Source organism: Halomonas mongoliensis (assembly GCF_052496345.1).
On sequence record NZ_CP199288.1, the window covers coordinates 2,677,906 to 2,703,279 of the forward strand.

Below are 25,374 nucleotides of genomic sequence, written 5' to 3' on the forward strand. Positions count from 1 at the left end.
GCCTCATGATACCGGCCACCGGACACATTGCCAGCGGCAGCCGGGAGAGGGGCGAGCGGAGAGCCTCAGCCGCCGGCTGTCTCGGCGCTCGCCTGGCGCAGGGGGCGGCTGATCTCGATCAGGTTGCCGTCCGGGTCGCGCAGGTAGAGCGACTCCAGCTTGCCGGTGGCGCCCTGACGCTCCACGGGGCCGAGCTCGATCGCCACCTCCAGGGCCTCGAGGTGGCGGGCCACCTCCTCCAGGGGCAGCAGGCTGCGCAGGCAGAGGTCGAGACTGCCCGGGGTCGGAGTGGCGGCCCGAGGCTCGATATCGGTGGCGGTCCAGTGCAGGCGCAGGGCCAGGTCGCCGAGGATCAGGTCGACACGCTCGCGATCGCGGTAGCGCACCTCAAGCCCCAGCACCCGGGAGTAGAAGTCCACGGCGCGGGAAATATCGGTCACGGTGATGACCAGATGGTCCAGACCTGACAGCATTCGCTTCTCCTTGGAGGATTGTTCTGCCACAGAGGATACGATGATGGCGACCTGCCCGCTATGCGCATCTGCCGAGACGGCCTTCTACCATCGCGATGCGCGGCGCGACTACCGGCACTGCCGGCGCTGCGACCTGGTCTTCGTGCCGCCGGTCTTCCGGCTGTCGCCGGCGGAGGAGCGAGCGGTCTACGACCAGCACGAGAACTCCCCGGACGACCTCGGCTACCGCCGCTTCCTGGGACGGCTCTTCGACCCGCTGCGCGAGCGCCTCGCCCCCGGCGCCCGGGGGCTCGACTTCGGCGCCGGCCCCGGCCCCACCCTCTCGGTGATGTTCGAGGAGGCGGGGCACCCCATGGCGATCTATGACCCCTTCTATGCGCCGGATGCCGGCGTCCTGGAGGAGGAGTACGACTTTATCACCGCCACCGAGGTGGCCGAGCACCTCTTCGCCCCGGGGGAGGTGCTCGCTCGCCTGGCCGGGCGGCTGCGCCCCGGCGGCTGGCTGGGCCTGATGACCAAGCGGACCACGACCCGGGAGGCCTTCGCCCGCTGGCACTATATCCTCGACCCCACCCATGTCGGCTTCTTCAGCGAGGCCAGCTTCCAGTGGCTTGCCGAGTCGCTGGGCATGAGCGTGGAGTTTCCCGCCGCCGATGTGGTGCTGCTGCAGAAGCCCGCAGCGGGGAGTCGCGAAGGCGGCCTTTCAGAGAATATTGCTGAGCGGGTTTCCTGTTGCCGATGAAAATCCCGCTTTGGAGCTCCGGGCTGGAAAAGTGATTGACGCGGCCCCATCGGGGCGTATGATTCGCGCGCTTCGATGGTCGGTGCCGTCGAGATCCTGGCGGCAGTTTCCCCGGGCGGACGCCGGCGCGCTCTGCCATTCTTCCCGTTTTCTCCACTCTGTGCTGTGAGGCATGCAATGTCGCGGCAACTGCTGACCATGGCCCTGGCGCCGCTGCTCGGGCTCTTTATCCTGGGCATCGGCAACGGTTTTCTCTCCACCGTGATCACCCTGCGCCTGGATGCCGCCGGCGAGTCGGCGGTGCTGATCGGCTGGGTCTCCTCGGCCTACTTCATCGGCCTGGCCCTGGGCGCCATGCTCAACGACCGCCTGCTGCTGCGCATCGGCCATATCCGCGCCTACGGCAGCTTCGCCTCCCTGGTGGCGGTCACGGTGCTGCTGCAGGGCCTGGTGGACCACCCCTGGGCCTGGTTCGTCCTGCGCCTGATCGGCGGCTGGGCCACGGTCGGGGTCTACCTGGTGATCGAGAGCTGGCTGCTCACCGCCGGCGACCAGAAGGTGCGCGGGCGTCTGCTGGCGCTCTACATGATCTCGCTCTATGCCGCCGGGGTGCTCGGCCAGCTGCTGCTGGGGGTGACCGAGGCCATGGGCGGGGCGGCCTCCTTCATGGTGATCGGCATGCTGGCGTCGCTGTCGGTGCTGCCCATGGCGATGATTCCCCGGGTCTCACCGCTGATCGAGAAGGCCGAGCCGCTGCCGCCCCACCGCCTGATCACCCTGACGCCTACCGGGGTGATGGGCAGCTTCGGCTCCGGGCTCGCGGTGGCGGCGGTCTATGCGCTGCTGCCGCTCTACCTGCAGCGCATCGGCCTCTCGGTGGATCGAGTCGGCCAGATGATGGCGGTGGTGATCCTCGGTGCCCTGCTGCTGCAATACCCGGTGGGGCGCTGGTCGGATCGCCACGACCGCCAGATCGTGCTGATCGGTATCGGCGCCTTCTGCGCCCTGGTCTCGGCGGCGATCCTCTGGTTGCCGATGACCCCCTGGATACTGGCCGGCCTGCTCTTCCTGCTCGGGGGCGGCGTCTTCTCCCTCTATCCGGTGGCGGTGGGCCATGCCGCCGACCGGGCACCCGCCGGTGCCCTGGTGCGCATGAGCCAGGGCCTGCTGCTGATCAACGCCATCGGCTCGGCGATAAGCCCGCCGCTGGTCTCGCCGGTGATGGGGGTGCTGGGCGACGCCGGCCTGTTCTGGAGCTTCGGTGCCCTGGGGCTCTTCCTGGTGGCCTTCTTCGGCTGGCGACGCAGCGTGCGCCCGGCGCCGGTGCCGGTGGCGCCCTTCCAGCCCACGGCGCCCATGTCCGCCGCCGGTGCCGAGCTGGTGGTCACCGAGGAGATGGTGCAGGGCGCCATCGAGCACGAGCACATGGAGGATCTCTCCGACGCCGTGCCCGAGGTGGAGGTGGCCGAGCCCCTGGTGGGCCCGCCGTCCGCCGACGAGTCCCGTGTCGCCTATTTCGACGAGGAGTCGGCCCGGGGAGAGGAGACACCCACCCAGGAGGAGCTGCCCGGCATCGAGCCGCTGCCCTCCCGCGGTTGAGGCGGGGAGGGCGAGACCTGAGGTAAGACCTTGGGATAATGGCTGGCGAAAAGTAGGGAATCTACTATCGCAGTTATTATTTTTCCTAGAGGTGCCTCGATGATCTCCTTTGCTGCCCCCGTTCGCGACCTTCGCTTCGTCCTGGAAGAGCTCCTCGAGCATGGCTCCCTTGCCCTGCCCGGCTTCGAGGAGGCCAGCCCCGACCTGGTGGAGGCGGTGCTGGAAGAGGCCGCCAGGCTGGCCGGTGAGGTGTGGGCGCCGCTCAACGCCAGCGGCGACCGCCAGGGCTGCACCCGCCGCGACGACGGCGGCGTGAGCGTGCCCGACGGCTTCGCCGAGGCCTACCAGGCCTACGCCGAGGGCGGCTGGAACGGCATCGGCGTGCCCGAGGCCCTGGGTGGCCAGGGGCTTCCCGAGGTGGTGGCAAGCTCGGTCCAGGAGATGCTCCACGGCGCCAACATGGCGCTGGGGCTCTGCCCCATGCTCACCGCCGGCGCCATCGAGGCCCTGGCCCATCACGGCAGCGAGGAGCAGCAGGCGCGCTACCTGCCGAAGCTGGTCGAGGGCACCTGGACCGGCACCATGAACCTCACCGAGCCCCAGGCCGGCTCGGACCTCTCCAAGGTGCGCACCCGGGCCGTGCCCCAGGAGGACGGCAGCTACCGCCTCTTCGGCCAGAAGATCTACATCACCTGGGGCGAGCACGACGCCGCCGAGAACATCATCCACCTGGTGCTGGCGCGCAAGCCCGATGCCCCCGAGGGCAACAAGGGGATCTCGCTCTTCCTGGTGCCCAAGTTCCTGGTCAACGAGGACGGCTCGCTCGGCGCGCGCAACGACGTCACCTGCGCCTCCATCGAGCACAAGCTGGGCATCCACGGCTCCCCCACCTGCACCCTGAGCTTCGGCGAGAACGACGGCGCCATCGGCTACCTGGTGGGCGAGGAGGGCCGCGGCCTCAACCACATGTTCACCATGATGAACGAGGCCCGTCACAAGGTGGGGATCCAGGGCATCGGCGTGGCCGAGCGCGCCTGCCAGCACGCCGTGGCCTACGCCCTGGACCGCACCCAGGGCCGCAGCCCGCGCTCCGGTCGCAGCGACTGCACCATCAGCGACCACCTCGACGTGCGCCGTATGCTGCTCTCCATGCGCGCCCGCACCGATGCGCTGCGCGCCCTGGCTCTCTACTGCGCCGCCCAGCTCGACCTGGCCCGCCACGCCGCGGATGACGCCGAGCGCGCCGCCGCCCAGGCCCGGGTCGACGTGCTGATCCCGGTGGTCAAGAGCTTCTCCACCGACCAGGCCGTGGAGATCGCCTCCCTGGGCGTGCAGGTCCACGGCGGGATGGGCTTCATCGAGGAGACCGGCGCCGCCCAGCTGCTGCGCGACGCCCGCATCGCCCCCATCTACGAGGGCACCAACGGCATCCAGGCCCTGGACCTCGCCGGGCGCAAGCTGCAGCGCGACGGCGGTGCGGCCCTCGGAGGCCTGATCGACCAGGTGGAGGCCACCGCCGCGGCCCTCGAGGCGAGCGGCGAGCACGCCGCCCTGGGCGAGAGCCTGGCCGGTGGGGCCGCCGACCTGCGCGCCGCCATGGCCGCGGTGCTGGAGGCCGGGGCCGATCCAGAGAGCGGCGCCGATGCCGTCCAGGCCTACGCCACCCCCTTCCTGAACCTCGCCGGCCACGTGCTGTGCGCCTGGCAGATGGGGCAGGCGACGCTCAAGGCCAGTGCGGCCATCGCCGAGGGCCGCGATGACCCCTTCTATCAGGCCAAGCGGCAGAGCGCCGACTACGCCATTCGCCAGTGGCTGCCGGTGGGCCGCGCTCAGCGCGCGGTCATCGAGGCCGGCATGGCGAGCCTGGTGGCCTTCGACGCCGCCGCCCAGTAGCCCGCTACCTTGTCGCCGCCGGCCCCGCGCCGGCGGCGGCCGTTCATGACAGCGTTGATCACGACGCCTTCAACAGCGCACAAGACATGCTACGGAGCCACCCATGAGTCAGAGCATCTTCGAACAGGGTCTGCCGCAGACGCCGGCCAACCACGTGGCGCTCTCGCCGCTGACCTTCATCGAGCGCACCGCCTCGGTCTATCCGGACTATCCGGCGGTGGTCTACGGCGAACTGCGCCGGGACTGGGGCACCACCTGGGAGCGCTGTCGGCGGCTCGCCTCGGCCATCGAGAAGCGCGGGATCAAGCCCGGCGAGACGGTGGCCGCCATGCTGCCCAACGTGCCGGCTATGTTCGAGGCTCACTTCGGCGTGCCCCTGGCGGGCTGCGTGCTCAACACCCTGAACATCCGCCTGGACGCCGAGGCCATCGCCTACATGCTGGCCCACGGCGAGGCGAAGGCGATCCTGGTCGACCCCGAGTTTGCCGATGTCATCGAGGAGGCGGTGGCGACGCTCGACGACAAGCCGCTGATCATCGACGTGGCGGACCCCGAGTTCATGCCCCAGGGGCGGGCCATCGGCGCCCTGGAGTACGAGGCGCTGCTCGCGGAGGGCGACCCGGCCTACCCCTACCGGCTGCCCGAGGACGAGTGGCAGGCGATCTCGCTCAACTACACCTCCGGCACCACCGGCAAGCCCAAGGGGGTGGTCTACCACCATCGCGGCGCCTACCTGAACGCCACCAGCAATATCCTGGTCTGGGCGATGCCCCACCACCCGGTCTATCTCTGGACCCTGCCGATGTTCCACTGCAACGGCTGGTGCTTCCCCTGGACCATCGCCGCTGCCGCCGGGACCAGCGTCTGCCTGCGCAAGGTGGAGCCCAAGCGCATCATGGACCTGATCGCCGACGAGGGGGTGACCCACTTTAGCGGGGCGCCCATCGTGCTCAACGGCCTGGTCAACCTGCCCGATGACCAGAAGCGCGACTTCAGTCACGAGGTCAAGGTCACCACCGCCGGCGCCGCGCCGCCCGCCTCGGTGATCGCCGGCGTGGAGCGCATGGGTATCGACGTGACCCACGTCTACGGCCTCACCGAGGTCTATGGCCCGGTCACCTCCTGCGCCTGGCGCGAGGCGTGGAACGAGCTGCCCGCCGAGGAGCGGGCCAGGCTCAAGTCTCGTCAGGGGGTGCGCTACCACATGCTGGAGGCGCTCTGCGTGGCCGACCCCAACACCCTGGAGCCGGTGCCCAAGGATGGTGCCACCATCGGGGAGATCCTGATGCGCGGTAACAACGTGATGAAGGGCTACCTGAAGAACGCGGCGGCCACCGAGCAGGCCCTGGAGGGAGGCTGGTACCATACCGGCGATCTGGCCGTGTGGCACCCGGATGGCTACATCGAGATCAAGGACCGCTCCAAGGACATCATCATCTCCGGCGGCGAGAATATCTCCACCATCGAGGTGGAGGACTGCATCTATTCGCATCCGGCGGTGGAGGAGGCCGCGGTGGTGGCCAAGCCCGACGAGAAGTGGGGCGAGACCCCCTGTGCCTTCGTCAAGCTGAAGATCGGCTACGGCGAGGTGACCGAGCAGGACATCATCGATCACTGCCGGTCGCACCTGGCCCACTTCAAGGCGCCGAAGACGGTGATCTTTACCGAGCTGCCCAAGACCTCCACCGGCAAGATCCAGAAGTTCGTGCTGCGCGACGAAGCGCGCAAGCAGTGATGACAAGACCAGGAGAGTGCAGATGAGTGAGCAAGCGATGGGCGTGGTGGGCGCCGGCACCATGGGGCAGGGGATCGCCCAGGTGCTGGTACAGAGCGGCTTCCCGGTCATCCTCTATGACGTGGCCGAGGCGCAGCTGGAGCGCGCCCGGGGCGCCATCGACAAGGGCCTGGGCAAGCTGGTGGCCAGGGAGAAGCTCGCCGCCGCCGACCAGCAGGCCGCCATGGCGCGGCTGGACACCACCACCGACCTGGAGGCCCTGCGCGACTGCGAGGTGATCATCGAGGCCGCCCCGGAGCAGCCGGCGCTGAAGGAGAAGCTGTTCCGGGACCTCAGCCGCCTGACCCACGAGGCCATCCTGGCCTCCAACACCTCGTCGCTGTCGCTGACCCGGCTCGCCGCGGTGTGCGAGCGCCCGGAGCGGGTGGTGGGCATGCACTTCTTCAATCCGGTGCCGGTGCTCAAGCTGGTCGAGGTGATCCGCGCCGAGCAGACCAGTGACGCCACCGTGGCGCGCATCGAGGCGCTGACCCAGTCGCTCGGCAAGACCGCGGTGGCCATCGCCGACTCCCCGGGCTTTGCGGTCAACCGCCTGCTGGTGCCGATGATCAACGAGGCGGCCTTCCTGCTCCAGGAGGGGGTGGCCAGCGCCGAGGACATCGACGAGTCCATGAAGCTTGGCGCCGCCCATCCCATGGGCCCGCTGGCCCTGGCCGACCTGATCGGCCTGGACGTCTGCCTCTCCATCATGGAGGTGCTGCAGGAGGGCTTCGGCGACCCGAAGTATCGCCCTTGCCCGCTGCTCAAGCGCATGGTGGCCGCCGGCTACCTGGGCCGCAAGAGCGGCCGCGGTTTCCACGTCTACGCCTAGGCCCAGCCGCGCCCTGGCCCTGCTGTCCCGCGGGATGGCGGGGCCAGGGCAGGGAGTGCCTGTCGTGTCACTTCTCCTTCTGGAATTTTATAGACGACTGGTCTATATTGGCCGGCATGACGACGTCCACTCTGAAGCGGCGCCGTGGCCGCCCCCCCAAGGCGCCCCGTGCCGACCATGACACCCGCGCCGCCCTGATTCGCAGCGGCACTGAGGTGCTGACCGAGCAGGGATTTGCCGCCTCCGGGATCGACGGCATCCTCAAGCGCGTCGGCGTTCCCAAGGGCTCCTTCTATTACTACTTCGACAGCAAGGAGGCCTTCGGCCAGGCCGTCATGGCCCACTACGGGGCCTATTTCGCCCACAAGCTCGACCGCCATCTGCTCAACTTCGCGCTGTCGCCGCTGGCGCGGGTCGAGGCCTTCGTCGACGACGCCAAGGGCGGCATGGTGCGCCACGACTTCCGGCGGGGCTGCCTGGTGGGCAACCTGGGCCAGGAGGTCGGCAGCCTGCCAGCGGCCTACCGGCAGTGGCTGCGGGACACCCTGGCGGACTGGCAGCGACGGCTCGCGCGCTGCCTCGAGGAGGCCAAGGGAGCGGGGGAGCTCGCTGCCAGCGCCGATGGAGATCGGCTTGCCGAGGCCTTCTGGATCGGTTGGGAAGGCGCCGTCATGCGCGCCCGCCTCGAGCGCAGCGTGCGCCCCATGGAGGTCTTCCTGCGGTGCTATCTGGAAGGGCTGCCGAGGTAGTCGCGTCACGCGCTTTTTCCTTCGCGACTCACCCTTCCCTCGTTATTTAATAGACGACCGGTCTATAAAAACGATTCATCCGACAAGGCTATTCATCCGACAAGGAGAGGTACGATGTTCAAGGCGATCTTGATCGAGAAGCAGGACGACGCCCAGCGCGTCTCCGTTCAGTCCCTGGAGGAGTCGCAGCTGCCGGCAGGCGACGTCACCGTGAGGGTCGAGTGCAGTACCCTCAACTACAAGGACGCCCTGGCCATCACCGGCAAGGGGCCGGTGGTCAGGCAGTTTCCCATGGTGCCGGGGATCGACCTGGCGGGAACGGTGGAGGCCTCGAGCTCGGAGGCGTTCAAGCCCGGCGACAGCGTGCTCCTCAACGGCTGGGGCGTGGGCGAAGGGCACTGGGGCGGACTGGCCGAGAAGGCGCGCCTCAAGGGCGACTGGCTGATCCCGCTTCCCGCGGCCTTCACCGCCAGCCAGGCCATGGCCATCGGCACCGCCGGCTATACGGCGATGCTTGCCGTCATGGCGCTGGAGAACAGCGGCGTGCTGCCCGAGCACGGCGATGTGCTGGTGACCGGCGCCAGCGGCGGCGTGGGCAGCTACTCGATCGCGCTGCTCTCGAAGCTGGGCTATCGGGTCATCGCCGCTACCGGACGCCCGGAGGAGGAGGCCTACCTCAAGGGGCTCGGGGCCGATGAGATCCTGGATCGCGGTGAGCTCTCGGAGCCGGGCAAGCCGCTGGCCAGGGAGCGCTGGGCCGGCGCCATCGACTCGGTGGGCAGCCACACCCTCGCCAACGTGCTGGCAGGTACCCGCTACGGCGGCTGCGTCGCCGCCTGTGGCCTCGCCCAGGGGATGGAGCTGCCGGCCACGGTGGCCCCTTTCATCCTGCGCGGCGTGACCCTGGCGGGGATCGATAGCGTCATGCGGCCCCGGGCCGATCGCCTCGAGGCGTGGCGCCGCCTGGGTGAACTGCTCGAGCCCGCCCAGCTGGAGGCCATCACCCGCACCATCGGCCTCGAGGAGGCCGTTGACACGGCCGAGGAACTGCTCGCCGGCCGCGTGCGCGGCCGGGTCGTCGTCAGCATGGCGTGAGCCAGCCCCGACAGGCCAAGCCAGACAAAAGAGGGGATTGCCGCCCAACCAAGCGTTCGCTAGGGTTGGGCGGTAGCGTCTCGATTTCCATGATCGAACAACAACCCGAGGAGCCCCATCCATGAGCGAGTCCCTGATCGACGTCGTCGACAACGCCGGCATCGTCCGACTGACCATCAACCGCCCCAAGGCGCTCAATGCCCTGAACAGCGCCGTGCTGGCCGAGCTCGAGCGCGTGCTGGCCGAGCTGGAGGCCCGCGACGACCTGCGCGCGGTGGTGATCACCGGCGCCGGCGAGAAGTCCTTCGTGGCCGGCGCCGATATCGCCGAGATGCGCGACAAGACCCCCGAGCAGGCCCGGGACTTCGCCCGCCAGGCCTTGGATACCTTCAAGCGGCTGGAGACCCTGCCGGTGCCCACCGTGGCGCTGGTCAACGGCTTCTGCCTGGGCGGCGGCTGCGAGCTGGCCCTGGCCTGCGACTGGGCGGTGGCCAGCGACAACGCCATCTTCGGCCAGCCCGAGGTGCTGCTGGGGGTGATTCCCGGCTTCGGCGGCACCCAGCGCCTGCCGCGCCGGGTGGGTCCGGCCATGGCCATCGATCTGTGCACCACCGGCCGCAAGATCGACGCCGCCGAGGCCCTGCGCATCGGCCTGGTCAATCGCGTGATGCCCCAGGCCGAGCTCGAGGGCTACGTGGCCGAGCTCGCCAAGCAGCTGGGCGGCAACGGCCCGGGGTCGGTGCGTGCCGCCAAGCAGGCGATCCACGACGGCATGGACCAGGACCTCGACAGCGCCCTGGCCCTGGAGAACGCCCTGTTCGCCTTCTGCTTCGCCGGGGACGAGCAGACCGAGGGCATGAGCGCCTTCGTCGAGAAGCGCAAGCCGAACTTCTGATTCTGCCTGCGTTTACCGCCTGACGTGTGGCCGTGGCAGCGATGCCACGGCCGCGACGTTATGCGCGCCAGGGAGGCCCTGCCGATGCCTGGGCCGTCACAGCCTGGCCAGCACGCTCTCGGCGCTGCTCTGGTCGACGCCCTGCTCGTCGATGCCGAGCCAGGTCACCACGCCATCATCGAGAATCATGGCGAAGCGCTTGCTGCGCAGCCCCATGCCGCTGGCGCTGCGGTCGTTCTCCATGCCCAGGGCCCGGGTCAGCTCGGCGTTGCCGTCGGCCAGCATGGTCATGGCCTGGGCATTCTGGTCCTTCTGCCAGGCGCCCATCACGAAGGCGTCGTTGACCGCGAGGCAGGCGATGGCATCAATGCCCCTGGCGAGCAGCTTGTCGGCATTGACCACGAAGCTCGGCATATGGGTGTTGGAGCAGCCCGGAGTAAAGGCGCCGGGCAGGGCGAACAGCACCACCCTGCGGCCGGCCAGGAACGCGCCGGTGCGCAGCTCTTCGGGGCCGTCAGGGCCCGGAGTCTTGAGGGTCACGTCTGGGAAGCGCTCACCGATGGCAATCGTCATGGGAATCTCCTTGGGAGGGCCGTCCTGCGGCGGCTGGCAGGGGCGTCGCTCAGTCTGCCCCCTCCCGGCGGTTTCGCCAAACCCGCAAGCCCAGCCGCCGTAAACGCAGTGCTACCGTTGCCGGGCGTCTTCTTGATCAGAATCAAGAGCGGGCCTTGCCGACAGCTGCTATAGCTTTAGGGCACTCTTTCCGGAACCTGGAGCCCTCCCCATGCCCGCCATGATGAAAGCCGCCGTTTTCGTCGAGCCCGGTCGCATCGAGATCGACGACCGCCCGATCCCCGATATAGGCCCCAACGACGCCCTGATCCGGGTGACCACCACCACCATCTGCGGTACCGACGTGCATATCCTCAAGGGCGAGTACCCGGTGGAGAAGGGCTTGATCGTGGGCCATGAGCCGGTGGGGGTGATCGAGAAGCTCGGCGCCAACGTCCAGGGCTACCGGGAGGGGCAGCGGGTGATCGCCGGCGCCATCTGCCCGAGCTCACCTCCTACGCCTGCCAGGACGGCTGCAGCGCCCAGGACGGCGGCCACCACGCCCACGGCTACAAGCCCATGGGCGGCTGGCGCTTCGGTAACACCATCGACGGCGCCCAGGCCGAGTACCTGCGGGTGCCCGACGCCCAGGCCAACCTCTCGCCGGTGCCCGACGGCCTTACCGACGACCAGGTGCTGATGTGCCCCGACATCATGTCCACCGGCTTCGCCGGCGCCGAGTCGGCCAATATCAGGATCGGCGACAGCGTGGCGGTGTTCGCCCAGGGCCCCATCGGGTTATGCGCCACCGCCGGGGCCCGGCTGCGCGGCGCGGGGCTGATCATCGCCGTGGACGGCGTCGACGAGCGCCTGGAGATGGCCAGGAAGATGGGCGCCGACGTGACCCTCAACTTCCGCCAGGTGGACGTGGTCGAGGAGATCCTCAAGCTGACCGGCGGGCGCGGCGTGGACGCCTCCATCGAGGCGCTGGGACTGCAGCAGACCTTCGAGCAGGCGCTGCGGGTGATCAAGCCCGGCGGCACCCTGTCGAGCCTGGGGGTCTACTCCGAGAGCCTGACCATTCCCCTGGATGCCTTCTGCGCCGGTCTCGGCGACCACCGCATCGTCACCTCGCTCTGCCCCGGCGGCAAGGAGCGCATGCGCCGGCTGATGCAGATCATCGACAGCGGCCGCCTGGACCTCGGCCCCATGGTCACCCACCGCTACCCGCTGGAGAAGATCGTCGATGCCTACGATCTCTTCTCCCACCAGCGCGACGGCGTGCTGAAGATTGCCCTGGAAGTCTCCTGAGTCCTTGTCCTGGCGCGAGTTCTGCTACAATCGCGCCATGATTGAGGTGGACGGAGACACGATGGATACGGAACTCAGTGAGTTCGAGCGGCAGATGCGCCGCGAGATCAATGCCTTCATGGACAACGCTCAGGAAACCCGGCGCAAGGCCGCGACGACACCCCCCGAGTGGCCCAGGGAAGAGCAGGCGGCCAAGAAGCCGCCCCGCAGCAAGCCCGCCGGCTCGCCCAGAACCGGTCATCTGGTCAAGCTGGCGGTGCGCACCCGTAAGCTCGAGATGGACACCGTCTTCGAGCATGTCTCGTCCAGTATCTCCAAGGTCGAGGCGCAGCTGGAGGCCGAGAAGGCCGCGCGCAAGGCGGGCTATCCCATCATCGGCTATGTGATCGAGACTCGCCGGCTCTGACGCCGCGGCGGCCGGGCCGAGCTGCCAGGCCCCTTGCTGCGGGAGGCGCTCCATGCAGATCACCGAACTGACGATCTATCCGGTCAAGTCCCTGGGCGGTATTGCCCTGGCCTCGGCGCCGCTGACGCCAAAGGGGCTGGCCTGGGACCGCCGCTGGATGGTAGTCGACGACGTCGGCCGCTTCGTGAGCCAGCGCCAGCTGCCCGCCATGGCGCGCATCCGGGTGGCCCTTGCCGATGATGCCCTGGTGCTGTCCCATCCCGGGAGCGAGCCGCTTCGGGTGCCCCTGGCCGCGGAGGGTCAGCCGCGGCTCTCCGCCTGGGTCTGGGAGGATCGTTGCGACGCCCTGGACGAGGGAGCCGAGGCGGCCGCCTGGCTTGGCGCCGTGCTGGGCGGCCTGCGCGGCAGCCGCCTGCGCCTGGTGCGCATGGCCCCGGACCATCGGCGCCGGGTCGAGCCGCACTTCCTCGCCCCGGGGGAAGCGGCCCACACCGCCTTCGCCGACGGCTATCCCGTGCTGGTGACCACCATGGCGTCGCTGGACGCGCTGAATCGGCGCCTGGCCGCCAAGGGGCTGGCGCCCGTTCCCATGAGCCGCTTTCGCCCCAACCTCGTGATCGCGGGCAGCGAGCCCTTTGCCGAGGATGGCTGGCGCGAGCTGGCCGCTGCCGACGGCCGCTGGCGGCTGGGGCTGCGCAAGCCCTGCCAGCGCTGCAAGGTCACCACCGTGGACCAGCAGAGTGGCGAGATCGTCGTGCCCGGCGAGCCGCTGCGCACCCTGGTGGAGATGAACCGGCGCTTCGCCCCCGGTGGCTACTTCGGGCAGAACGCCATCCTGCTGGCGGGGGAAGGTGGGTGCCTGGCGGTCGGCGAGTCTCTGACGTCTACGCCGGCGGCATCAGGGAAGTAACTGGAAGGGTTTTTCATAAAAATTCTGCTGGGGTACCATGCCGGATCATTCCCGAACGGCCAAGGAGCCCTGCCATGAGCTTTTATGTTTATCTTTCCGGCGAGATCCACACTGACTGGCGCGACGAGATCCAGCGCGGCGCCGAGGCCGCGGGCCTCGACGTGGTGTTCACCGCTCCGGTGACCGACCATGCCGCCAGCGACGCCGCCGGTGACCACCTCGGCGAAACCTCCAGTCAGTTCTGGCGCGACCACCAGTCTTCCAAGGTCAACGCCATCCGCACCCGCACCCTGATCGAGCAGAGCGACCTGGTGGTGGTGCGCTTCGGCGACAAGTACAAGCAGTGGAACGCCGCCTTCGACGCCGGCTACTGTGCTGCGCTTGGCAAGCCCTACGTGACCCTGCACGACGCCGAGATCGTCCACCCCCTCAAGGAGGTGGACGCCGAGGCCCAGGCCTGGTGCACCACCACCGACCAGGTGGTGGAGATCCTGCGCTACGTGCTCAAGGCCTGATCGCAGGCGCTCCTCCGCGAAGCGCACGAAGACAACGCCGCCCCGGGCCAAGGCCCGGGGCGGCGTCATGTCGCGGGTGTGTCCCCGGGTCAGAGGGTCATGAAGGGCGAGGCCTCGCCGTCGCGGAACTGGTAGACGTCCCAGTCACCCTGCCTGGGGCCGGGCATGCCGGGGGTGCCGATGGGCATGCCGGCCAGGCCGATGCCGCGGGTGTCCGGGCGTTCCTCGAAGAGTTTCTCCACCGCCTCGAAGGGCACGTGACCCTCGATGGCGTAACCCCCCATCTGAATGGTGTGGCAGGACCCGAGGCCATAGGGCAAGCCGACGCGCTGCTTGATCTTGCCGACCTCGATATCGTCGACGAGCTTCACCTCGACCCCGCGGGCCTCGAGCTGGCGGGCGTACTCGTCGCAGCAGCCGCATTCCGGATTCTTGAACAGGGTCGCCTTGTCGGGCAGGGCAGCCTGGGCGGTGCCGGCGCCGAGCAGTAGGGCAGCAGAGAGCATCAGAGTAGAGCCGAAGCGGTTCATGAGCGAGCCTCCGGAAGGTCACGGGATGTGGGGCGGGGCGTGAACAGATACTTGGTGAGCGAAGCGATGCCGAGACCGAGCAGCAGCATCATGGCGACGGGCATGATCCAGCCCAGGGGGCCCATCAGGGCGGCACATTGCGTCATCATGGTCTTGGCTCCTCTCAGTGGTTTACCCAGGTCACGCCGTTGGGACCCTGGCCGGTGTCATAGCGGCTGATCACGGTCCCGGCCTCCAGGTCGATGACCGACAGGCTGTCGTCATAGAGGCTGGTCACGAAGGCGAAGCGCCCGGAATCATCGACGCTAACACCGTGGGCACCGGCACCCACCTCATGGGTGGCCACCACCGCCAGGCTGTCGAGAGCGATGACCGAGACCCGGTTGTCGGGCTCGTCCTCAGTGCCCTCATTGGCCACCAGCATGTAGCGTCCATCCGGGGTGGCGTGTACCTGGATCGGCAGCCGGCCCACCTCGATGCGCTCGACGACCTCGCGGCGGTTGGTGTCGATGACGGCCACGCGGTTCTCGTCCCGTAATGAGACGAAGACCCGGGTGCCATCCGGGGTGAAGCCCACTTGCACGGGAGCCTGGCCGACCGGCAGGCGAGCGACCTCTTCCCGCGCTTCGACATCGATGATTGATACGCTGCCATCCAGGACGTTGGCCACATAGAGCTCCTGGCCATCGGGACTCAGACGCAGTCCGTGGGGATACTCACCGGTGGCGATGGTCGCCACGCTCTCCTTTGCCTCCAGGTCCACGACCGAGACGCTGTTGTCCCCCGCATTGGTGACGAAGGCGAATCGGCCTTCCCGGTCACTGACCACATGGGCCGGGTGGCTGCCCACGTCGATGCTGGCCAGGGGAGCGCCGCTCGGGTCATGGGAGGGGTAGAGCTTGAGCTTGCCGGGGGCATCACCGTGGGCATGGCCGCCGTCATGGCCATGGCCGTGGTCGTCGGCTGCCGGCTCCCCCACGGCCATCAGGTAGCGGCCGGAATCGCTGATCTGAACGTTGTGGGGCGCGATGGCCATGGCGTGGGTGCTGGTCCCGCCGCTCGATAGGTTGATGTGGGTGAGAGAGGCACCACGCTCGTTGGCGGTAACCACCGTGCCCGCCGGTACCGCGTCGGCGAGTGTCGGCATAGTGGAGAGGGCTAGCCCGGCGGCCATGAGCCAGCCGAGGAGCCGGTGGTTGCCGGTGAGCGTCAATGAGGAAGGCAGGAATGCCTGGCGCGCCGTTGCGGCCGATGAAAAACGGATAGACATGATGTACTCCTGAGGAACGTAACCATAATGCGAGCGGTGTCGCAGCGAACGGTGTCGCGGTCCGACGGCCGGGCCGTCTTCGTTCGATCAGGCTCTGGGAGGGCGCCGCGGGGGCAGGGGGCGGTGGGTGATCACGGCCAGCGCCGGGGCGAGGGCCGGGAAGTGAGGGGCAGCCGTGGCCAGGTCGATGGAGGGCGGCAGCGCGGCGCAGCTGGCGCAGCGGTGCTCGTCCGGGGTATCAGCGTCGAGCAGCTGTACCTGCGCGACGAGGCCGCAATCGGCCTGGTGGCTCTCCATGGCGCCATGGCTCGACAGCGCGGTCACCGCCAACAGCAGCGCGAGCAGGAGGGCCAGCAGGCGGCCTCCTGTGCGCTGTGTTGCTGATGTCCGAATGAGCCGGTGCATGAGGAACTCCCTTGAGTCAGGCCTTCAGCTTGCCTCTTGGTGGCTCGAGCTGCATTGATCCAAGGCAACTTCCCGGGCGAATCGCGAAGCGGGAACGAGGACGCGGGTCATTCATCGTTTCGGTGGCTGTGGCGGTGCATGAACAGGTGCAGGCCGAGACAGAGCCCCATCGGCAGCAGCAGCAGCCAGGTGCCGGTGCCGAAGGGGTTGCCGCGCCACAGCACGATCAGCATGGCCACCCCCATCAGCACCAGGCAGGCGGTCATCATTGCGTGGTGCAGGCGGTTCATGTCTTCTCTCCTTGCGGGTTGGCGCGGGTGAAGCCCCGCTTGAGCAGCAGCGAGTTGCCGATCACCGAGAGCGAGCTGGCGGTCATGGCGATCACGCCGATCATCGGGTGCAGCAGGCCCACGGCGGCGATGGGAATGGCGGCCACGTTGTAGGCACTGGCCCAGATCAGGTTTTGAACGATCTTGCCGAAGGTGGCGCGCGAGAGGTGCATGGCCTCCACCACCCCGGTCAGCTCGCCGCGCACCAGGGTCACGTCGGCGGCCTCGATGGCCACGTCCGCCCCGGCGCCGATGGCGATGCCCACGTTGGCCTGCTTCAGCGCCGCGGCGTCGTTGATGCCGTCCCCCACCATGGCCACGTGGTTGCCGTGCTTCGCCTGCAGGGCGCGAATGGCGTCGACCTTGCCCTCCGGCAGCACCCCGGCCTGGACCTCATCGATGCCGACCTCCTCGGCCACGGCCCGGGCGGCACGCTCGTTGTCGCCGGTGATCATCACCACGTGCAGGCCCAGCGCATGCATGCCGCGGATGGCCTCGACCGACTCCTCCTTGAGGGTATCGGCCACGGCCACCAGGCCCAGGGCCTGGCCGTCGGCGGCCACGATCACCACGGTGCGCCCCTTCGCTTCGAGCTTGCCCATGGCGTCATCCAGGGCCTCGAGGCCGGCCACGCCTTCCTCCTCGAGCAGCCGGCGATTGCCGATCAGCACGCTCGCGTCGCCCACCCGGCCCGCGACGCCGCGGGCACCGGTGGAGCGGAACTCGCTGACCTCGCCGGGCGTCACATCGCGTTCCTTGGCACCGTCGACAATGGCCCGGGCGATGGGGTGCTCCGAGGCGTTCTCCACGCTCGCCGCCAGGGTCAGCAGGCGCGACTCCTCGACGCCCTCGGCGGCCACCACCTCGGTCAGCGTCGGTTCGCCGCGGGTGATGGTGCCGGTCTTGTCCAGCACCATCACCTTGACGTCCTTGAAGGTCTGGATCGCCTCGCCGGAGCGGATCAGGATGCCGCGCTCGGCACCGATGCCGGAGCCCACCATCAGCGCCGTGGGCGTTGCCAGGCCCAGCGCGCAGGGGCAGGCGATGACCAGCACCGCCACGGCGGCCAGGATCGCCAGCACCGGGGTGGCGGCCTCGGGGTTGACCCAGGGCAGGAAGGTCGCGCCCCAGTCGAGGATCGGGCGCAGGGCGTCCGGAATGAGCAGCCACACCACCAGGCTGGCCAGGGCGATCAGGATCACCGCCGGCACGAAGCGGCCGGTCATGCGGTCGGCGAACTCCTGGATCGGCACCCGGGAGCCCTGGGCCTGGTCGATCAGGCGCACCACCTGGGCGAGGAAGGTGTCGCCGCCGACCCGGGTCGCCTTGACCCGCAGGCGCCCCTCCTTGTTGATGGTGGCGCCGATCACGCTGTCGCCGGGGCTCTTGTAGACCGGGATCGATTCGCCGGTGGCGATGGACTCGTCGAGGTGGCTCTCGCCCTCGACCACCTCGCCGTCGGTGGGGACCTTGTCGCCGGGGCGCACGATCATGATGTCGCCGGGCGCCAGCTCCTTGACCGGCACCTCGACCTCCTCACCGTTGCGCTCCACCCGGGCCGTCTTGGCGCCCAGGGTCAGCAGGCGGCGAATGGCCTGGGAGGCGCGCCCCTTGGCCAGGGCCTCCAGGTAACGCCCCAGCAGGTGGAAGGTCATGATGGTGGCGCCCATCTCGATGAACGAGGTCATGGGGGTAATGAAGCCGACCAGGCCGATCAGGTAGGGCGGCAGGCTGCCCATGGAGATCAGCACGTCCATGTTGAAGGTGCCGTTCTTCAGCGAGCGCCAGCTCGAGCGGTGCGTGGCGGCGCCGCCGTAGAGAAAGATCACCGGGAAGGCCAGCAGGGCGACGATGGCCAGGTAGCCCGGGATCGGCTGCCAGAACATGTGCGGCATCATCAACAGCATGATCAGGGTGGCGGGTATGCCGGCGATGATCAGGCGCTTGCGCGCCTGGGCGAGGTAGGCCTCCTCGATCTCGGCGTCGCCGTCGCCCGCCTCCTGCTCCTCGGTCTGCACGGCGGCCACGTCATAGCCGGCCCCCTCGACGGCGCGCTTCAGCGCCTCACCATCGGGGCCACCGGCCTCGATGGTCACACTGACGCGGTGGCTGGCGATATTGGTCTGTATCTCGCCCACGCCATCGAGGCGTTCGAGCGTCTTGCGCACGATGCCGGCGCAGTGGTCCGAGCCCATGCCGGGCACCGTCAGGCGAATCTGCTGCTGGCCACCACCGCTGACGGCGGCCACGTCATAGCCGGCACCCTCGACGGCTCCCTTCAGGGTGTTGCCGTCGGGTCCGCCTTCCTCGACCGTCACGCTGACATGATGGTTGGCGATATTGGTCTGGATCTCGCTCACGCCATCGAGGCGCTCGAGGGTCTTGCGCACGATGCCGGCGCAGTGATCGCTGCCCATGCCGGGTACCGTCAGGGTGATCGTTCTGGACCTGGTGTCACTCATCACGTGCCTCCTGCAGCTGTCGCCTAGTGGACGGCCAGGGTTGGCCGTCCTTGATGTTGCGTACTCAGTGACTCCGCCGATCAGTGATGGGCATCGTGGTCCTCGGGATCCACGTCGGCGGGCGCCGCCTGGCGGAGCTGCTCGCGCTGCTCATCGGTCATGAGGTCGTGCATGGCGTTACGCATGCGCACCATCTCGGCCATCATCTCGCCGTGCAACTCGGCCATGCGGCCGTGGAGTTCTTGCACCTGCTCAGGGTCCGGACGTTCGCCGTGCATCTCGGCCATCAGGTCGTCGCGCAGGTTCATCAGGCGCCCCTTGCGCTCGAACTGGGCCGGGCGGTGCTCCTGCATCAGTTCGCGCATCTGGCTGCGCTGATCGGCGTCGAGCATCGACATCATGCCCATGCCCTCGCCCATCATCGGGCAGGGCATCATGCCGCCGCCCATCATGCCTCCCATCATGCCGGGGCCCATGCCGCCCTGGCCGCCGCCGCCCATCATGCCGGGGCCCATGCCCTGTGCCGTTGCGACGCCCGTGCCGGCGAGGGCGAGGGCGAGGGTCATGCCAAGGGCGGTGGTCTGCTTGCGAACGTTCATCTCGGTTCTCCTGTGGGCGGAATCGCCCACTGCTGAGGGGAGCCATGGGCTCCGTGATACGGGGATCTGCGGGCCTGAGGCGCTGGCGCCCAGGCAGGGGTGGCCCGTCGAGGCATCACTCGACGGGGGAAGGGGAGGTCGCTCAGGAGCGGAAGCGCTGGGTCAGCAGGTAGAGCGGTACCGCGGGCCGAGAGGTGAGCCCGGGGAGGGCGCGGCCAAGCGCCGCGGTCTGGTGCACGGACGGCCCCGCGAGGGAGGCGATCAATGCCGGTGAGTCGGGAGTGGCATCCGGCGCCTCGCTGCGGGGCAGTACGCCCGCGGTGGGGCGCCAGGCATGTTCATGATGGCAGTGGGGGTGCTCGGTCGGCGCCGCGTGATGGCGTTCGGACGGCGTGGCGTCGACGGCGAGCGCCCGGTCGGCCTGGGTCTGGTGATCGGCTGGGCCGGGGAGCGCCCAGGGTTGGGCATGCGCCTGGGATGCAGACACGATCATCAGCAGAACCAGCATGAGTGCCATGCCCAGCCACAGCGGCAGGCCACATGGGCCTGATCGTGCACTGTTGCCGGGTGCGGGAAGACACATGGCGTGGGGCTCGCGAGTGGTCGGGTGTAGTCCTTACCCTAGTCCAGTGGCATCGGCTGTCCATTGATGCATGTCATGAAATCACGGACAGTCAACCTGTGTGCAGGGCTTGGGTTGCTGGCATCCCGGAGGTCGTGGAATACTTCTTCCATCACTGCTGCAATGGTCGTTCTGTTACCCCATGCACCGCTCCTTCTGCTCCTGGTGGCTCTGCCTGACCATGGCCCTGCTGATGGCCATCTCTTCGCCAGTGGCGGCGATTGGCCACCACGGGAATGCCGCCTGCCTCGATGGCCTGGTCGGGCCCGAACAGGCCTCCTCCTGGTATCAGGTAGGCGTTGCCGACGCGGATGAAGCAGACTCTTCGTTGGCCTCTCCCTGCTGCCTGCCCTGCGCTCAATGCGCGGCGGCCATGGCTTCGGTGCCCGAGGCCCTCATCGGGCTGCCCGTGTCGCTGGACGAGCTCGATCACGGTAGCCCCGTAGGTTCTCCTGCTTCCCTCGAACGCCCTCCTCGTCGCTGAACCTCTGCTTCCCCTGAAGGTACTGCGGGTGATCGACCCGCAGTGAGAGTGTTCATGACTCGAGGACAATTCAATGCAACGTCGCGACTTCCTGCGCTACTCGGCCCTGGGCGGACTGGCGCTCTCATCGGTCGGTTACATGGCCTTCGCCGCCGCTCGCAAGCATCCCCACACCTCGGCCAGTGGCCTGGCGCCGCTCCCTGAGCGCGGAGCGCCGCTTCGGCCCCTGCCGCCTATTGCCAACCTGAGCGAGACGGCCGGCCGCTTTCGCAGCGCGCTGACGCCGGCCCTCCATGCGGTGCCCCTCGGCGACGAGCTCGAGGCCCGGCTGTGGCTCTACAACGGCAAGGTGGCGCCGCTGATCGAGGTGCGCGAGGGGGATGAGCTGGACATCATCCTGTCCAACGAGCTGGCGCAGGAGACTACCCTGCACTGGCACGGCGTGCCGGTGCCAAAGGCCCAGGATGGCGCCCCCTGGGACGCCGTGGCGCCGGGTGAGTCGCGCCAGTACCGCTACACCTTCCCCGCCGGCAGCGCCGGCCTGCACTGGTTCCATCCGCATCCCCATGAGGGCACCGCCAGGCAGGTGGCCCACGGCCTGGCCGGGGCGCTGCTGGTGCGCCCGCCCCAGGATCTGCTGCCCCTCGAGGTGGAGGAGCACCTGCTGGTGGTCAGCGACCTGCGCCTGATGGCGAACGGTGAGGTGGCGCCGCATACCGCCGAGGACTGGATGAACGGCCGCGAAGGCGAGTTGCTGCTGGTCAACGGCCAGCGCGAGCCGCGCCTGGACGTGGCGCCGGGCACCACCCTTCGCCTGCGCCTGATCAATGCCTGTGCCGGGCGCTACCTGCGCCTGCGCCTGGACGAGCATGAACTCACCCTGATCGGTACCGACGGCGGGCTGATCGAGCGCCCGCAGCCCCTCGACGAGCTGCTGCTCACCCCGGGCGAGCGCGCCGACCTGCTGGTGCGGGTGAGCGAGCAGGCCGAGGGGCGGTTCCAGCTGGCCAGCCATCCCTACGAGCGGGGCTGGATGGGCGAACGGCCCTCCCACCTGGATCGGATCGCGCCGCTGCTGACGCTCCATACCCTGAATGCCGGCGTGCAGCCTCCGGTGGCGCTGCCGGAGCGGCTGGGGCGAGTCGAGCCCCTGGGCGAGCCGGACGTGCGTCGCCAGGTGGAGCTCACCGAGGTGATGCCGGGCCATGACGACCACGGCGCGGGCCACGGCGGGGGCCACGGTGACCCCCATGCCGGCCATGGGGCAGGACATGCTGACCCCCATGCCGCGCACGGCGGCGGCAGCGAAAGCCACTATGGTACCCATGGCCCGGGCGCCGGCCATGCGGCCCACGGAGCCGGCCAGGGCGGCGATGCTCGGCCGGAGGTGGACTTCCTGATCAACGGGCGCGCCTTCGCCATGGGCGAGATCCTCTTCGAGGGCAGGGTCGGCGAGGTGGAGGAGTGGGAGGTCTTCAACAACTCCCACATGGACCATCCCTTCCATGTGCACGGCACCCACTTCCAGGTGATCGCCACCCGCGATGCCGACGGCGAGTGGCGCGAAGCCCCCTGGCTGGCCTGGAAGGACACCGTCAACCTGGCGCCCTACCAGCGCCTGACACTCCGCATGGTGTTCCGCGAGCCCGGTGACTGGCTGTTCCACTGCCACATCATCGAGCACGAGGAGCTGGGCATGATGGCGACGATCCGCGTGAGCTGAGGCCGCCCCTGTTGCCGAGGCGCCCCGGGGGGGGCTTGCCACCCCGGGGACGCACGAGAGGAGAACGAGATGCTGCAATATCCCAATATCGATCCGGTGGCCATCAGCCTCGGGCCGTTCGCGATTCACTGGTACGGCCTGATGTACGTGGTCGGCTTCGTCGCTGCCTGGTGGCTGGGGCGTCTGCGCGCGCATCGCCTGGGCCTGACCCACGACGACATCGGTGACCTGATCTTCTACAGCGCCGTTGGCGTGGTGCTCGGCGGCCGCCTGGGCTATGCGCTCTTCTACGGCAGCGAGCAGTGGCTCGCCGACCCGCTGTGGCTGCTGCGACTCTGGGAGGGGGGCATGAGCTTCCACGGCGGCCTGATCGGGGTGCTGGTGGCGGCCTGGCTGTTCGCGCGCAAGAAGCGGCTCGGCTTCCTGTCGCTGACCGACTTCATCGCGCCGCTGGTGCCGATTGGACTGGGGGCGGGGCGGATCGGCAACTTCATCAATCACGAGCTGCCGGGCCGGGTCAGTGAGCTGCCCTGGGCGATGCCCTTCCCGCATATGGGGCCTGAGCCGCGCCACCCCACGGCGCTCTACGAGTTCGCCCTGGAGGGGGTGGTGCTGTTCGCGGTGCTCTGGTGGCTCTCCCGCGAGCCGCGCCGCACCGGGCTGATCTCCGGGCTCTTCCTGCTGCTCTACGGTGTCTTCCGCTTCGCTGTTGAGTTCGTGCGCTTGCCCGATCCGCATATCGGTTTCATCGCCTTCGGCTGGGTGACCATGGGCATGGCGCTGACCCTGCCGATGATGGTGGCAGGCGCGGCGCTGATCGGCTGGTCGCGGCGTAAGCCGGCGGTGGAAGCCGCTTACCGATGAGAGACATCAGGCACTCCAGTGACAAATCTCAACACTCTTGCTGCTTATGACCGGGGTGCTCCCCATTACACTACGGACACGATAATGATCCCGAGGCCTTGCAGCCGCGGATGCCTTGACGAGGTGATATAGATGGCAATATCGAGATACCAGCCGGGCCGGCGGGGCGAGCCCCGAACGTGGTCGGCCCTTGCTATGAGCGGGCTGCTTGCCGGCATGCTGGCGTTGAGCGGTGCCGTTCAGGCCGAGGAAGAACGCGAGTGGCCTCGCGGCCACTACCCGCTGCCCGAGGAGGGCAACGTGATCGGCGAGTCCTACACCGTGACCGTGGACGATCACGAGGACACCCTGATCGACATCGCGCGCCGCCATAACCTGGGCTACGAGGAGATCGTGCGTGCCAATCCGGACGTCAGTATCTGGATTCCCGGCGAGGGGACCGAGGTGAAGATTCCGGGGCAGTTCATCCTGCCCGAGGCGGAGCGTACCGGGGTGGTGATCAATATCGCCGAGCTGCGTCTCTACTATTTCCCCGAGGCGCGCAATGGCGAGACGCCGCGGGTCGAGACCTACCCGATCGGCATCGGTCGCGAAGGGTACGACACCCCACTGGGGGTCACCAAGACCACCATGCGGCTGGAAGACCCGGCCTGGTATCCGCCGCGCTCCATCCGTGAGGAGGCCGCCGAGCGCGGCGACCCGCCGCCGGCCGTGGTGCCGCCGGGTCCGGATAATCCCCTGGGGCGTCACGCCATCCTGCTCGATATCCCGGGCTATCTGATTCATGGCACCAATGATCCCGACGGTATCGGCATGCGCGCCAGCCGCGGCTGTATCCGTATGTTCCCCGAGGACGTCGAGTCGGTCTTCCATAACGTGCCGGTGGGCACCCGGGTGAATATCATCGACCAGCCCATCAAGGTGGGCTGGCAGGAGGGCCAGCCGCTGGTGCAGGTCTTCGAGCCCCTGGAGGAGCAGGAGCACGGCATGTCGGCGCTCATCGACACCATCTCCCGCCTCAACGCGGGCAACGCCAACGGCGTGGCCTTCGACTACGAGCAGCTGCGTCGTCTGCTCGACGAGCCCAGTGGGCAGGTGGTGGCCCTCGAGCCGCCGCCCGCGCCGGAGCCCGAGGAAGCGCCGGCGCTCAACGGCCTCTTCGAGGAGCTGGCGCTCAGCGACGACTGACGCGAGCCAGGTTCACGGAACGGGCGCCCTCGGGCGCCCGTTCTCGTCAGTGGCGGTGGCCGCCGGCCTCGTCATCCGCTTCGCCGGCGGCCAGGACGTGGCGGATGTAGAGCACCACGGCCCAGGTCTCCTCCTCTCCGAGCTTGCCGGCAAAGCGTGGCATGGCGCTCTCGGGGTTGCCCGCCTTCACCAGCCAGGCGTATTCCCCGGCCGCGTGACCGGCCCCATGCTGGGCGAGGTCGGTGGGTACTGGCACGAAGCCGGCCACGCCGGCGGCGACACCGTCCCCGCGTCCCCTCTCGCCATGACAGGCGGCGCAGTAGCGCTGATAGACCTGCTGCCCGAAAGCCAGGTTGTCGGCGCTGGGCACCAGGGGGCTTTCCCTATCGAGCCACTCCTGCGGGGCCTGGCGGCCATGATCGCCATGGGCATGGTCGCCGTGGCCATGGGCATGGTCGCCATGGTCGTTGGCAGGGGCCGGTGCGTGGGCGTGGTCGCCGTGGTCGCTGGCAGGGGCCGGCGCATGGGCGTGTGCGCCGTGATGCGGGGCGGATGCCTGGCTCTCTTTGCTGTCGTCATGGGCATGAAGGGGGCCGGCGAGGGCCAAAGCGGCAAGCAGGATGAGGGGCAGGTGGCGCAGGGGGCGCAGGGGGCGCTTGGGCGAGACGAAGGCTGACATGGAGAATCTCCTGATATCCGTGAGGGATGAGCCGTCATGGCGGCTCGAGCAAGGCAGCGGAATCAGGCGGTTCTGGGAGGACGTTCGAGGCGGTCGCAGGGAGCCGGGAGGTGCCGCAGCTCGGGCGGCGGCGGGCAGGTGGCCCCGGCGGGGGAGTTCGCCAGGCTGAAGCGGCCGGCGGTGCCGCTCAGGCAGTGGCCGGCGGCCAGGCACTCGGTGCCGTGAGCCTCGTCCGGACAGTCGGCAAGCCGTTCCGCCGGTGCGCTGGCCGAGGGGGCATGGACCGCGTGCGCATGACTCGGGGTCGCGACGGCCGACGGGTCGGGCGGGGCCTGGGCGGTCGCCCCCGGCGGCCCGGCCAGCAGCTGCCCGCTTGCCGAGAAGGCAAGCAGCAGGCAGAAGCCGAGCAGCAGGGCGAGACGTCGCATGGGAAGACCGTGAGCCAGGGTGATGCCGGGATCATCTCTCGGGGC

Annotated in this window: 27 protein-coding genes and 1 pseudogene; 16 read left to right on the top strand and 12 right to left on the bottom strand. The window is 68.8% G+C overall.

The annotated features are described in order from the left end of the window. Positions 1-65: 65 nt before the first annotated feature. A complete protein-coding gene (locus ACRYRV_RS12560) occupies positions 66-473 on the bottom strand; it encodes a VOC family protein (protein ID WP_253444326.1) in 408 nt (135 codons plus the stop codon). Positions 474-513: 40 nt separating this feature from the next. Between ACRYRV_RS12560 and ACRYRV_RS12565 the strand changes: the two genes are divergently transcribed. The 8 genes from ACRYRV_RS12565 to ACRYRV_RS12600 all read left to right on the top strand — a co-directional run bounded on the left by ACRYRV_RS12565 (position 514) and on the right by ACRYRV_RS12600 (position 10,052). Continuing rightward, positions 514-1,215, top strand: coding sequence for a class I SAM-dependent methyltransferase (locus tag ACRYRV_RS12565; protein WP_444984932.1), 702 nt, complete (start codon positions 514-516; stop codon positions 1,213-1,215). A gap of 177 nt (positions 1,216-1,392) precedes the next feature. Further along, positions 1,393-2,814, top strand: a complete 1,422-nt coding sequence (locus ACRYRV_RS12570; protein ID WP_253444320.1) for an MFS transporter — start codon at positions 1,393-1,395, stop codon at positions 2,812-2,814. A 99-nt stretch (positions 2,815-2,913) separates the two neighbouring features. Continuing rightward, positions 2,914-4,707: an acyl-CoA dehydrogenase gene (locus ACRYRV_RS12575; RefSeq protein ID WP_309635475.1), complete on the top strand. Its 1,794-nt coding sequence runs from the start codon at positions 2,914-2,916 to the stop codon at positions 4,705-4,707. A gap of 103 nt (positions 4,708-4,810) precedes the next feature. Continuing rightward, positions 4,811-6,442 carry an acyl-CoA synthetase gene (locus ACRYRV_RS12580; protein ID WP_444984931.1) on the top strand — a complete coding sequence of 544 codons (1,632 nt, stop codon included), beginning with the start codon at positions 4,811-4,813 and terminating at the stop codon, positions 6,440-6,442. A 22-nt stretch (positions 6,443-6,464) separates the two neighbouring features. Next, positions 6,465-7,313, top strand: coding sequence for a 3-hydroxybutyryl-CoA dehydrogenase (locus ACRYRV_RS12585; RefSeq protein WP_444984929.1), 849 nt, complete (start codon positions 6,465-6,467; stop codon positions 7,311-7,313). A 116-nt stretch (positions 7,314-7,429) separates the two neighbouring features. Then, entirely contained in the window at positions 7,430-8,062 is a 633-nt protein-coding gene (gene acuR, locus ACRYRV_RS12590) for an acrylate utilization transcriptional regulator AcuR (RefSeq protein WP_444984928.1), read from the top strand. A gap of 114 nt (positions 8,063-8,176) precedes the next feature. Beyond that, positions 8,177-9,157, top strand: coding sequence for an acrylyl-CoA reductase (NADPH) (gene acuI, locus ACRYRV_RS12595; RefSeq protein WP_444984927.1), 981 nt, complete (start codon positions 8,177-8,179; stop codon positions 9,155-9,157). A 121-nt stretch (positions 9,158-9,278) separates the two neighbouring features. Next, entirely contained in the window at positions 9,279-10,052 is a 774-nt protein-coding gene (locus ACRYRV_RS12600) for an enoyl-CoA hydratase-related protein (protein ID WP_444984925.1), read from the top strand. A 96-nt stretch (positions 10,053-10,148) separates the two neighbouring features. Here the strand turns inward: ACRYRV_RS12600 and ACRYRV_RS12605 are convergent, their stop codons facing one another. Next, on the bottom strand, positions 10,149-10,625 hold the full coding sequence (locus ACRYRV_RS12605) for a peroxiredoxin (protein WP_309635479.1): 477 nt from the start codon (positions 10,623-10,625) through the stop codon (positions 10,149-10,151). Positions 10,626-10,848: 223 nt separating this feature from the next. On the opposite strand from ACRYRV_RS12605, the pseudogene ACRYRV_RS12610 reads away from it, so the two are divergent. From ACRYRV_RS12610 to ACRYRV_RS12630, 5 genes and pseudogenes are all read left to right on the top strand, one after another. Further along, positions 10,849-11,052, top strand: a pseudogene (locus tag ACRYRV_RS12610) (alcohol dehydrogenase catalytic domain-containing protein); the annotation flags it as partial. Positions 11,053-11,183: 131 nt separating this feature from the next. Further along, the gene (locus ACRYRV_RS12615) at positions 11,184-11,915 is read left to right on the top strand and encodes a zinc-binding dehydrogenase (RefSeq protein ID WP_444984924.1); all 732 of its coding nucleotides are present in this window, start codon (positions 11,184-11,186) and stop codon (positions 11,913-11,915) included. Between the two features lie 61 nt (positions 11,916-11,976). Beyond that, positions 11,977-12,321 carry a hypothetical protein gene (locus tag ACRYRV_RS12620; RefSeq protein WP_444984923.1) on the top strand — a complete coding sequence of 115 codons (345 nt, stop codon included), beginning with the start codon at positions 11,977-11,979 and terminating at the stop codon, positions 12,319-12,321. Between the two features lie 52 nt (positions 12,322-12,373). Next, positions 12,374-13,231 (top strand): MOSC domain-containing protein, encoded by an 858-nt coding sequence (locus ACRYRV_RS12625; RefSeq protein WP_444984922.1) that lies wholly within the window; start codon positions 12,374-12,376, stop codon positions 13,229-13,231. A 74-nt stretch (positions 13,232-13,305) separates the two neighbouring features. Beyond that, a complete protein-coding gene (locus ACRYRV_RS12630) occupies positions 13,306-13,746 on the top strand; it encodes a YtoQ family protein (RefSeq protein WP_444984921.1) in 441 nt (146 codons plus the stop codon). Between the two features lie 89 nt (positions 13,747-13,835). Here the strand turns inward: ACRYRV_RS12630 and ACRYRV_RS12635 are convergent, their stop codons facing one another. The 8 genes from ACRYRV_RS12635 to ACRYRV_RS12670 all read right to left on the bottom strand — a co-directional run bounded on the left by ACRYRV_RS12635 (position 13,836) and on the right by ACRYRV_RS12670 (position 19,858). Then, entirely contained in the window at positions 13,836-14,276 is a 441-nt protein-coding gene (locus ACRYRV_RS12635) for a DUF411 domain-containing protein (protein WP_444984920.1), read from the bottom strand. Further along, a complete protein-coding gene (locus tag ACRYRV_RS12640) occupies positions 14,273-14,425 on the bottom strand; it encodes a hypothetical protein (RefSeq protein WP_162899969.1) in 153 nt (50 codons plus the stop codon). Before ACRYRV_RS12640 ends, ACRYRV_RS12635 begins: the two co-directional genes overlap by 4 nt. Before the next feature lie 14 nt (positions 14,426-14,439). Further along, on the bottom strand, positions 14,440-15,546 hold the full coding sequence (locus ACRYRV_RS12645) for a YncE family protein (RefSeq protein ID WP_253444271.1): 1,107 nt from the start codon (positions 15,544-15,546) through the stop codon (positions 14,440-14,442). 87 nt (positions 15,547-15,633) lie between these two features. Continuing rightward, complete coding sequence (locus ACRYRV_RS12650) at positions 15,634-15,951, bottom strand: hypothetical protein (protein ID WP_253444268.1); 318 nt, start codon at positions 15,949-15,951, stop codon at positions 15,634-15,636. 107 nt (positions 15,952-16,058) lie between these two features. Then, positions 16,059-16,241 carry a hypothetical protein gene (locus ACRYRV_RS12655; RefSeq protein ID WP_119022638.1) on the bottom strand — a complete coding sequence of 61 codons (183 nt, stop codon included), beginning with the start codon at positions 16,239-16,241 and terminating at the stop codon, positions 16,059-16,061. Then, a complete protein-coding gene (locus tag ACRYRV_RS12660; protein ID WP_299315444.1) occupies positions 16,238-18,742 on the bottom strand; it encodes a heavy metal translocating P-type ATPase in 2,505 nt (834 codons plus the stop codon). Before ACRYRV_RS12660 ends, ACRYRV_RS12655 begins: the two co-directional genes overlap by 4 nt. Before the next feature lie 80 nt (positions 18,743-18,822). Beyond that, positions 18,823-19,341 carry a Spy/CpxP family protein refolding chaperone gene (locus tag ACRYRV_RS12665; protein WP_444984919.1) on the bottom strand — a complete coding sequence of 173 codons (519 nt, stop codon included), beginning with the start codon at positions 19,339-19,341 and terminating at the stop codon, positions 18,823-18,825. A gap of 142 nt (positions 19,342-19,483) precedes the next feature. Further along, positions 19,484-19,858: a hypothetical protein gene (locus ACRYRV_RS12670; protein WP_444984918.1), complete on the bottom strand. Its 375-nt coding sequence runs from the start codon at positions 19,856-19,858 to the stop codon at positions 19,484-19,486. Between the two features lie 662 nt (positions 19,859-20,520). Between ACRYRV_RS12670 and ACRYRV_RS12675 the strand changes: the two genes are divergently transcribed. From ACRYRV_RS12675 to ACRYRV_RS12685, 3 genes are all read left to right on the top strand, one after another. Then, entirely contained in the window at positions 20,521-22,170 is a 1,650-nt protein-coding gene (locus ACRYRV_RS12675) for a multicopper oxidase family protein (protein WP_444984917.1), read from the top strand. A gap of 69 nt (positions 22,171-22,239) precedes the next feature. Then, complete coding sequence (gene lgt / locus ACRYRV_RS12680) at positions 22,240-23,034, top strand: prolipoprotein diacylglyceryl transferase (protein ID WP_444984916.1); 795 nt, start codon at positions 22,240-22,242, stop codon at positions 23,032-23,034. Positions 23,035-23,229: 195 nt separating this feature from the next. Then, entirely contained in the window at positions 23,230-24,222 is a 993-nt protein-coding gene (locus tag ACRYRV_RS12685) for a L,D-transpeptidase family protein (RefSeq protein ID WP_253444245.1), read from the top strand. A gap of 46 nt (positions 24,223-24,268) precedes the next feature. Here ACRYRV_RS12685 and ACRYRV_RS12690 read toward each other — a convergent pair whose 3' ends face one another. Together ACRYRV_RS12690 and ACRYRV_RS12695 are read right to left on the bottom strand one after the other, a co-directional pair. Continuing rightward, on the bottom strand, positions 24,269-24,901 hold the full coding sequence (locus ACRYRV_RS12690) for a c-type cytochrome (protein WP_444984915.1): 633 nt from the start codon (positions 24,899-24,901) through the stop codon (positions 24,269-24,271). A 62-nt stretch (positions 24,902-24,963) separates the two neighbouring features. Continuing rightward, on the bottom strand, positions 24,964-25,329 hold the full coding sequence (locus tag ACRYRV_RS12695; protein ID WP_444984914.1) for a hypothetical protein: 366 nt from the start codon (positions 25,327-25,329) through the stop codon (positions 24,964-24,966). Between the last annotated feature and the right edge of the window lie 45 nt (positions 25,330-25,374).

What these genes read in the sequence shown, in the direction of transcription:
- ACRYRV_RS12655 (WP_119022638.1), bottom strand. Translation starts at nt 16,241, where the DNA reads ATGAACCGCCTGCACCACGCAATGATGACCGCCTGCCTGGTGCTGATG.
- ACRYRV_RS12575 (WP_309635475.1), top strand. Translation starts at nt 2,914, where the DNA reads ATGATCTCCTTTGCTGCCCCCGTTCGCGACCTTCGCTTCGTCCTGGAA.
- ACRYRV_RS12585 (WP_444984929.1), top strand. Translation starts at nt 6,465, where the DNA reads ATGAGTGAGCAAGCGATGGGCGTGGTGGGCGCCGGCACCATGGGGCAG.
- ACRYRV_RS12580 (WP_444984931.1), top strand. Translation starts at nt 4,811, where the DNA reads ATGAGTCAGAGCATCTTCGAACAGGGTCTGCCGCAGACGCCGGCCAAC.
- ACRYRV_RS12645 (WP_253444271.1), bottom strand. Translation starts at nt 15,546, where the DNA reads ATGTCTATCCGTTTTTCATCGGCCGCAACGGCGCGCCAGGCATTCCTG.
- acuR (WP_444984928.1), top strand. Translation starts at nt 7,430, where the DNA reads ATGACGACGTCCACTCTGAAGCGGCGCCGTGGCCGCCCCCCCAAGGCG.
- ACRYRV_RS12630 (WP_444984921.1), top strand. Translation starts at nt 13,306, where the DNA reads ATGAGCTTTTATGTTTATCTTTCCGGCGAGATCCACACTGACTGGCGC.
- ACRYRV_RS12620 (WP_444984923.1), top strand. Translation starts at nt 11,977, where the DNA reads ATGGATACGGAACTCAGTGAGTTCGAGCGGCAGATGCGCCGCGAGATC.
- ACRYRV_RS12675 (WP_444984917.1), top strand. Translation starts at nt 20,521, where the DNA reads ATGCAACGTCGCGACTTCCTGCGCTACTCGGCCCTGGGCGGACTGGCG.
- ACRYRV_RS12625 (WP_444984922.1), top strand. Translation starts at nt 12,374, where the DNA reads ATGCAGATCACCGAACTGACGATCTATCCGGTCAAGTCCCTGGGCGGT.
- ACRYRV_RS12640 (WP_162899969.1), bottom strand. Translation starts at nt 14,425, where the DNA reads ATGATGACGCAATGTGCCGCCCTGATGGGCCCCCTGGGCTGGATCATG.
- ACRYRV_RS12605 (WP_309635479.1), bottom strand. Translation starts at nt 10,625, where the DNA reads ATGACGATTGCCATCGGTGAGCGCTTCCCAGACGTGACCCTCAAGACT.
- lgt (WP_444984916.1), top strand. Translation starts at nt 22,240, where the DNA reads ATGCTGCAATATCCCAATATCGATCCGGTGGCCATCAGCCTCGGGCCG.
- ACRYRV_RS12615 (WP_444984924.1), top strand. Translation starts at nt 11,184, where the DNA reads ATGGGCGGCTGGCGCTTCGGTAACACCATCGACGGCGCCCAGGCCGAG.
- ACRYRV_RS12695 (WP_444984914.1), bottom strand. Translation starts at nt 25,329, where the DNA reads ATGCGACGTCTCGCCCTGCTGCTCGGCTTCTGCCTGCTGCTTGCCTTC.
- ACRYRV_RS12570 (WP_253444320.1), top strand. Translation starts at nt 1,393, where the DNA reads ATGTCGCGGCAACTGCTGACCATGGCCCTGGCGCCGCTGCTCGGGCTC.
- ACRYRV_RS12600 (WP_444984925.1), top strand. Translation starts at nt 9,279, where the DNA reads ATGAGCGAGTCCCTGATCGACGTCGTCGACAACGCCGGCATCGTCCGA.
- ACRYRV_RS12690 (WP_444984915.1), bottom strand. Translation starts at nt 24,901, where the DNA reads ATGTCAGCCTTCGTCTCGCCCAAGCGCCCCCTGCGCCCCCTGCGCCAC.
- ACRYRV_RS12565 (WP_444984932.1), top strand. Translation starts at nt 514, where the DNA reads ATGATGGCGACCTGCCCGCTATGCGCATCTGCCGAGACGGCCTTCTAC.
- ACRYRV_RS12560 (WP_253444326.1), bottom strand. Translation starts at nt 473, where the DNA reads ATGCTGTCAGGTCTGGACCATCTGGTCATCACCGTGACCGATATTTCC.
- ACRYRV_RS12650 (WP_253444268.1), bottom strand. Translation starts at nt 15,951, where the DNA reads ATGCACCGGCTCATTCGGACATCAGCAACACAGCGCACAGGAGGCCGC.
- ACRYRV_RS12670 (WP_444984918.1), bottom strand. Translation starts at nt 19,858, where the DNA reads ATGGCACTCATGCTGGTTCTGCTGATGATCGTGTCTGCATCCCAGGCG.
- ACRYRV_RS12685 (WP_253444245.1), top strand. Translation starts at nt 23,230, where the DNA reads ATGAGCGGGCTGCTTGCCGGCATGCTGGCGTTGAGCGGTGCCGTTCAG.
- ACRYRV_RS12660 (WP_299315444.1), bottom strand. Translation starts at nt 18,742, where the DNA reads ATGAGTGACACCAGGTCCAGAACGATCACCCTGACGGTACCCGGCATG.
- acuI (WP_444984927.1), top strand. Translation starts at nt 8,177, where the DNA reads ATGTTCAAGGCGATCTTGATCGAGAAGCAGGACGACGCCCAGCGCGTC.
- ACRYRV_RS12635 (WP_444984920.1), bottom strand. Translation starts at nt 14,276, where the DNA reads ATGAACCGCTTCGGCTCTACTCTGATGCTCTCTGCTGCCCTACTGCTC.
- ACRYRV_RS12665 (WP_444984919.1), bottom strand. Translation starts at nt 19,341, where the DNA reads ATGAACGTTCGCAAGCAGACCACCGCCCTTGGCATGACCCTCGCCCTC.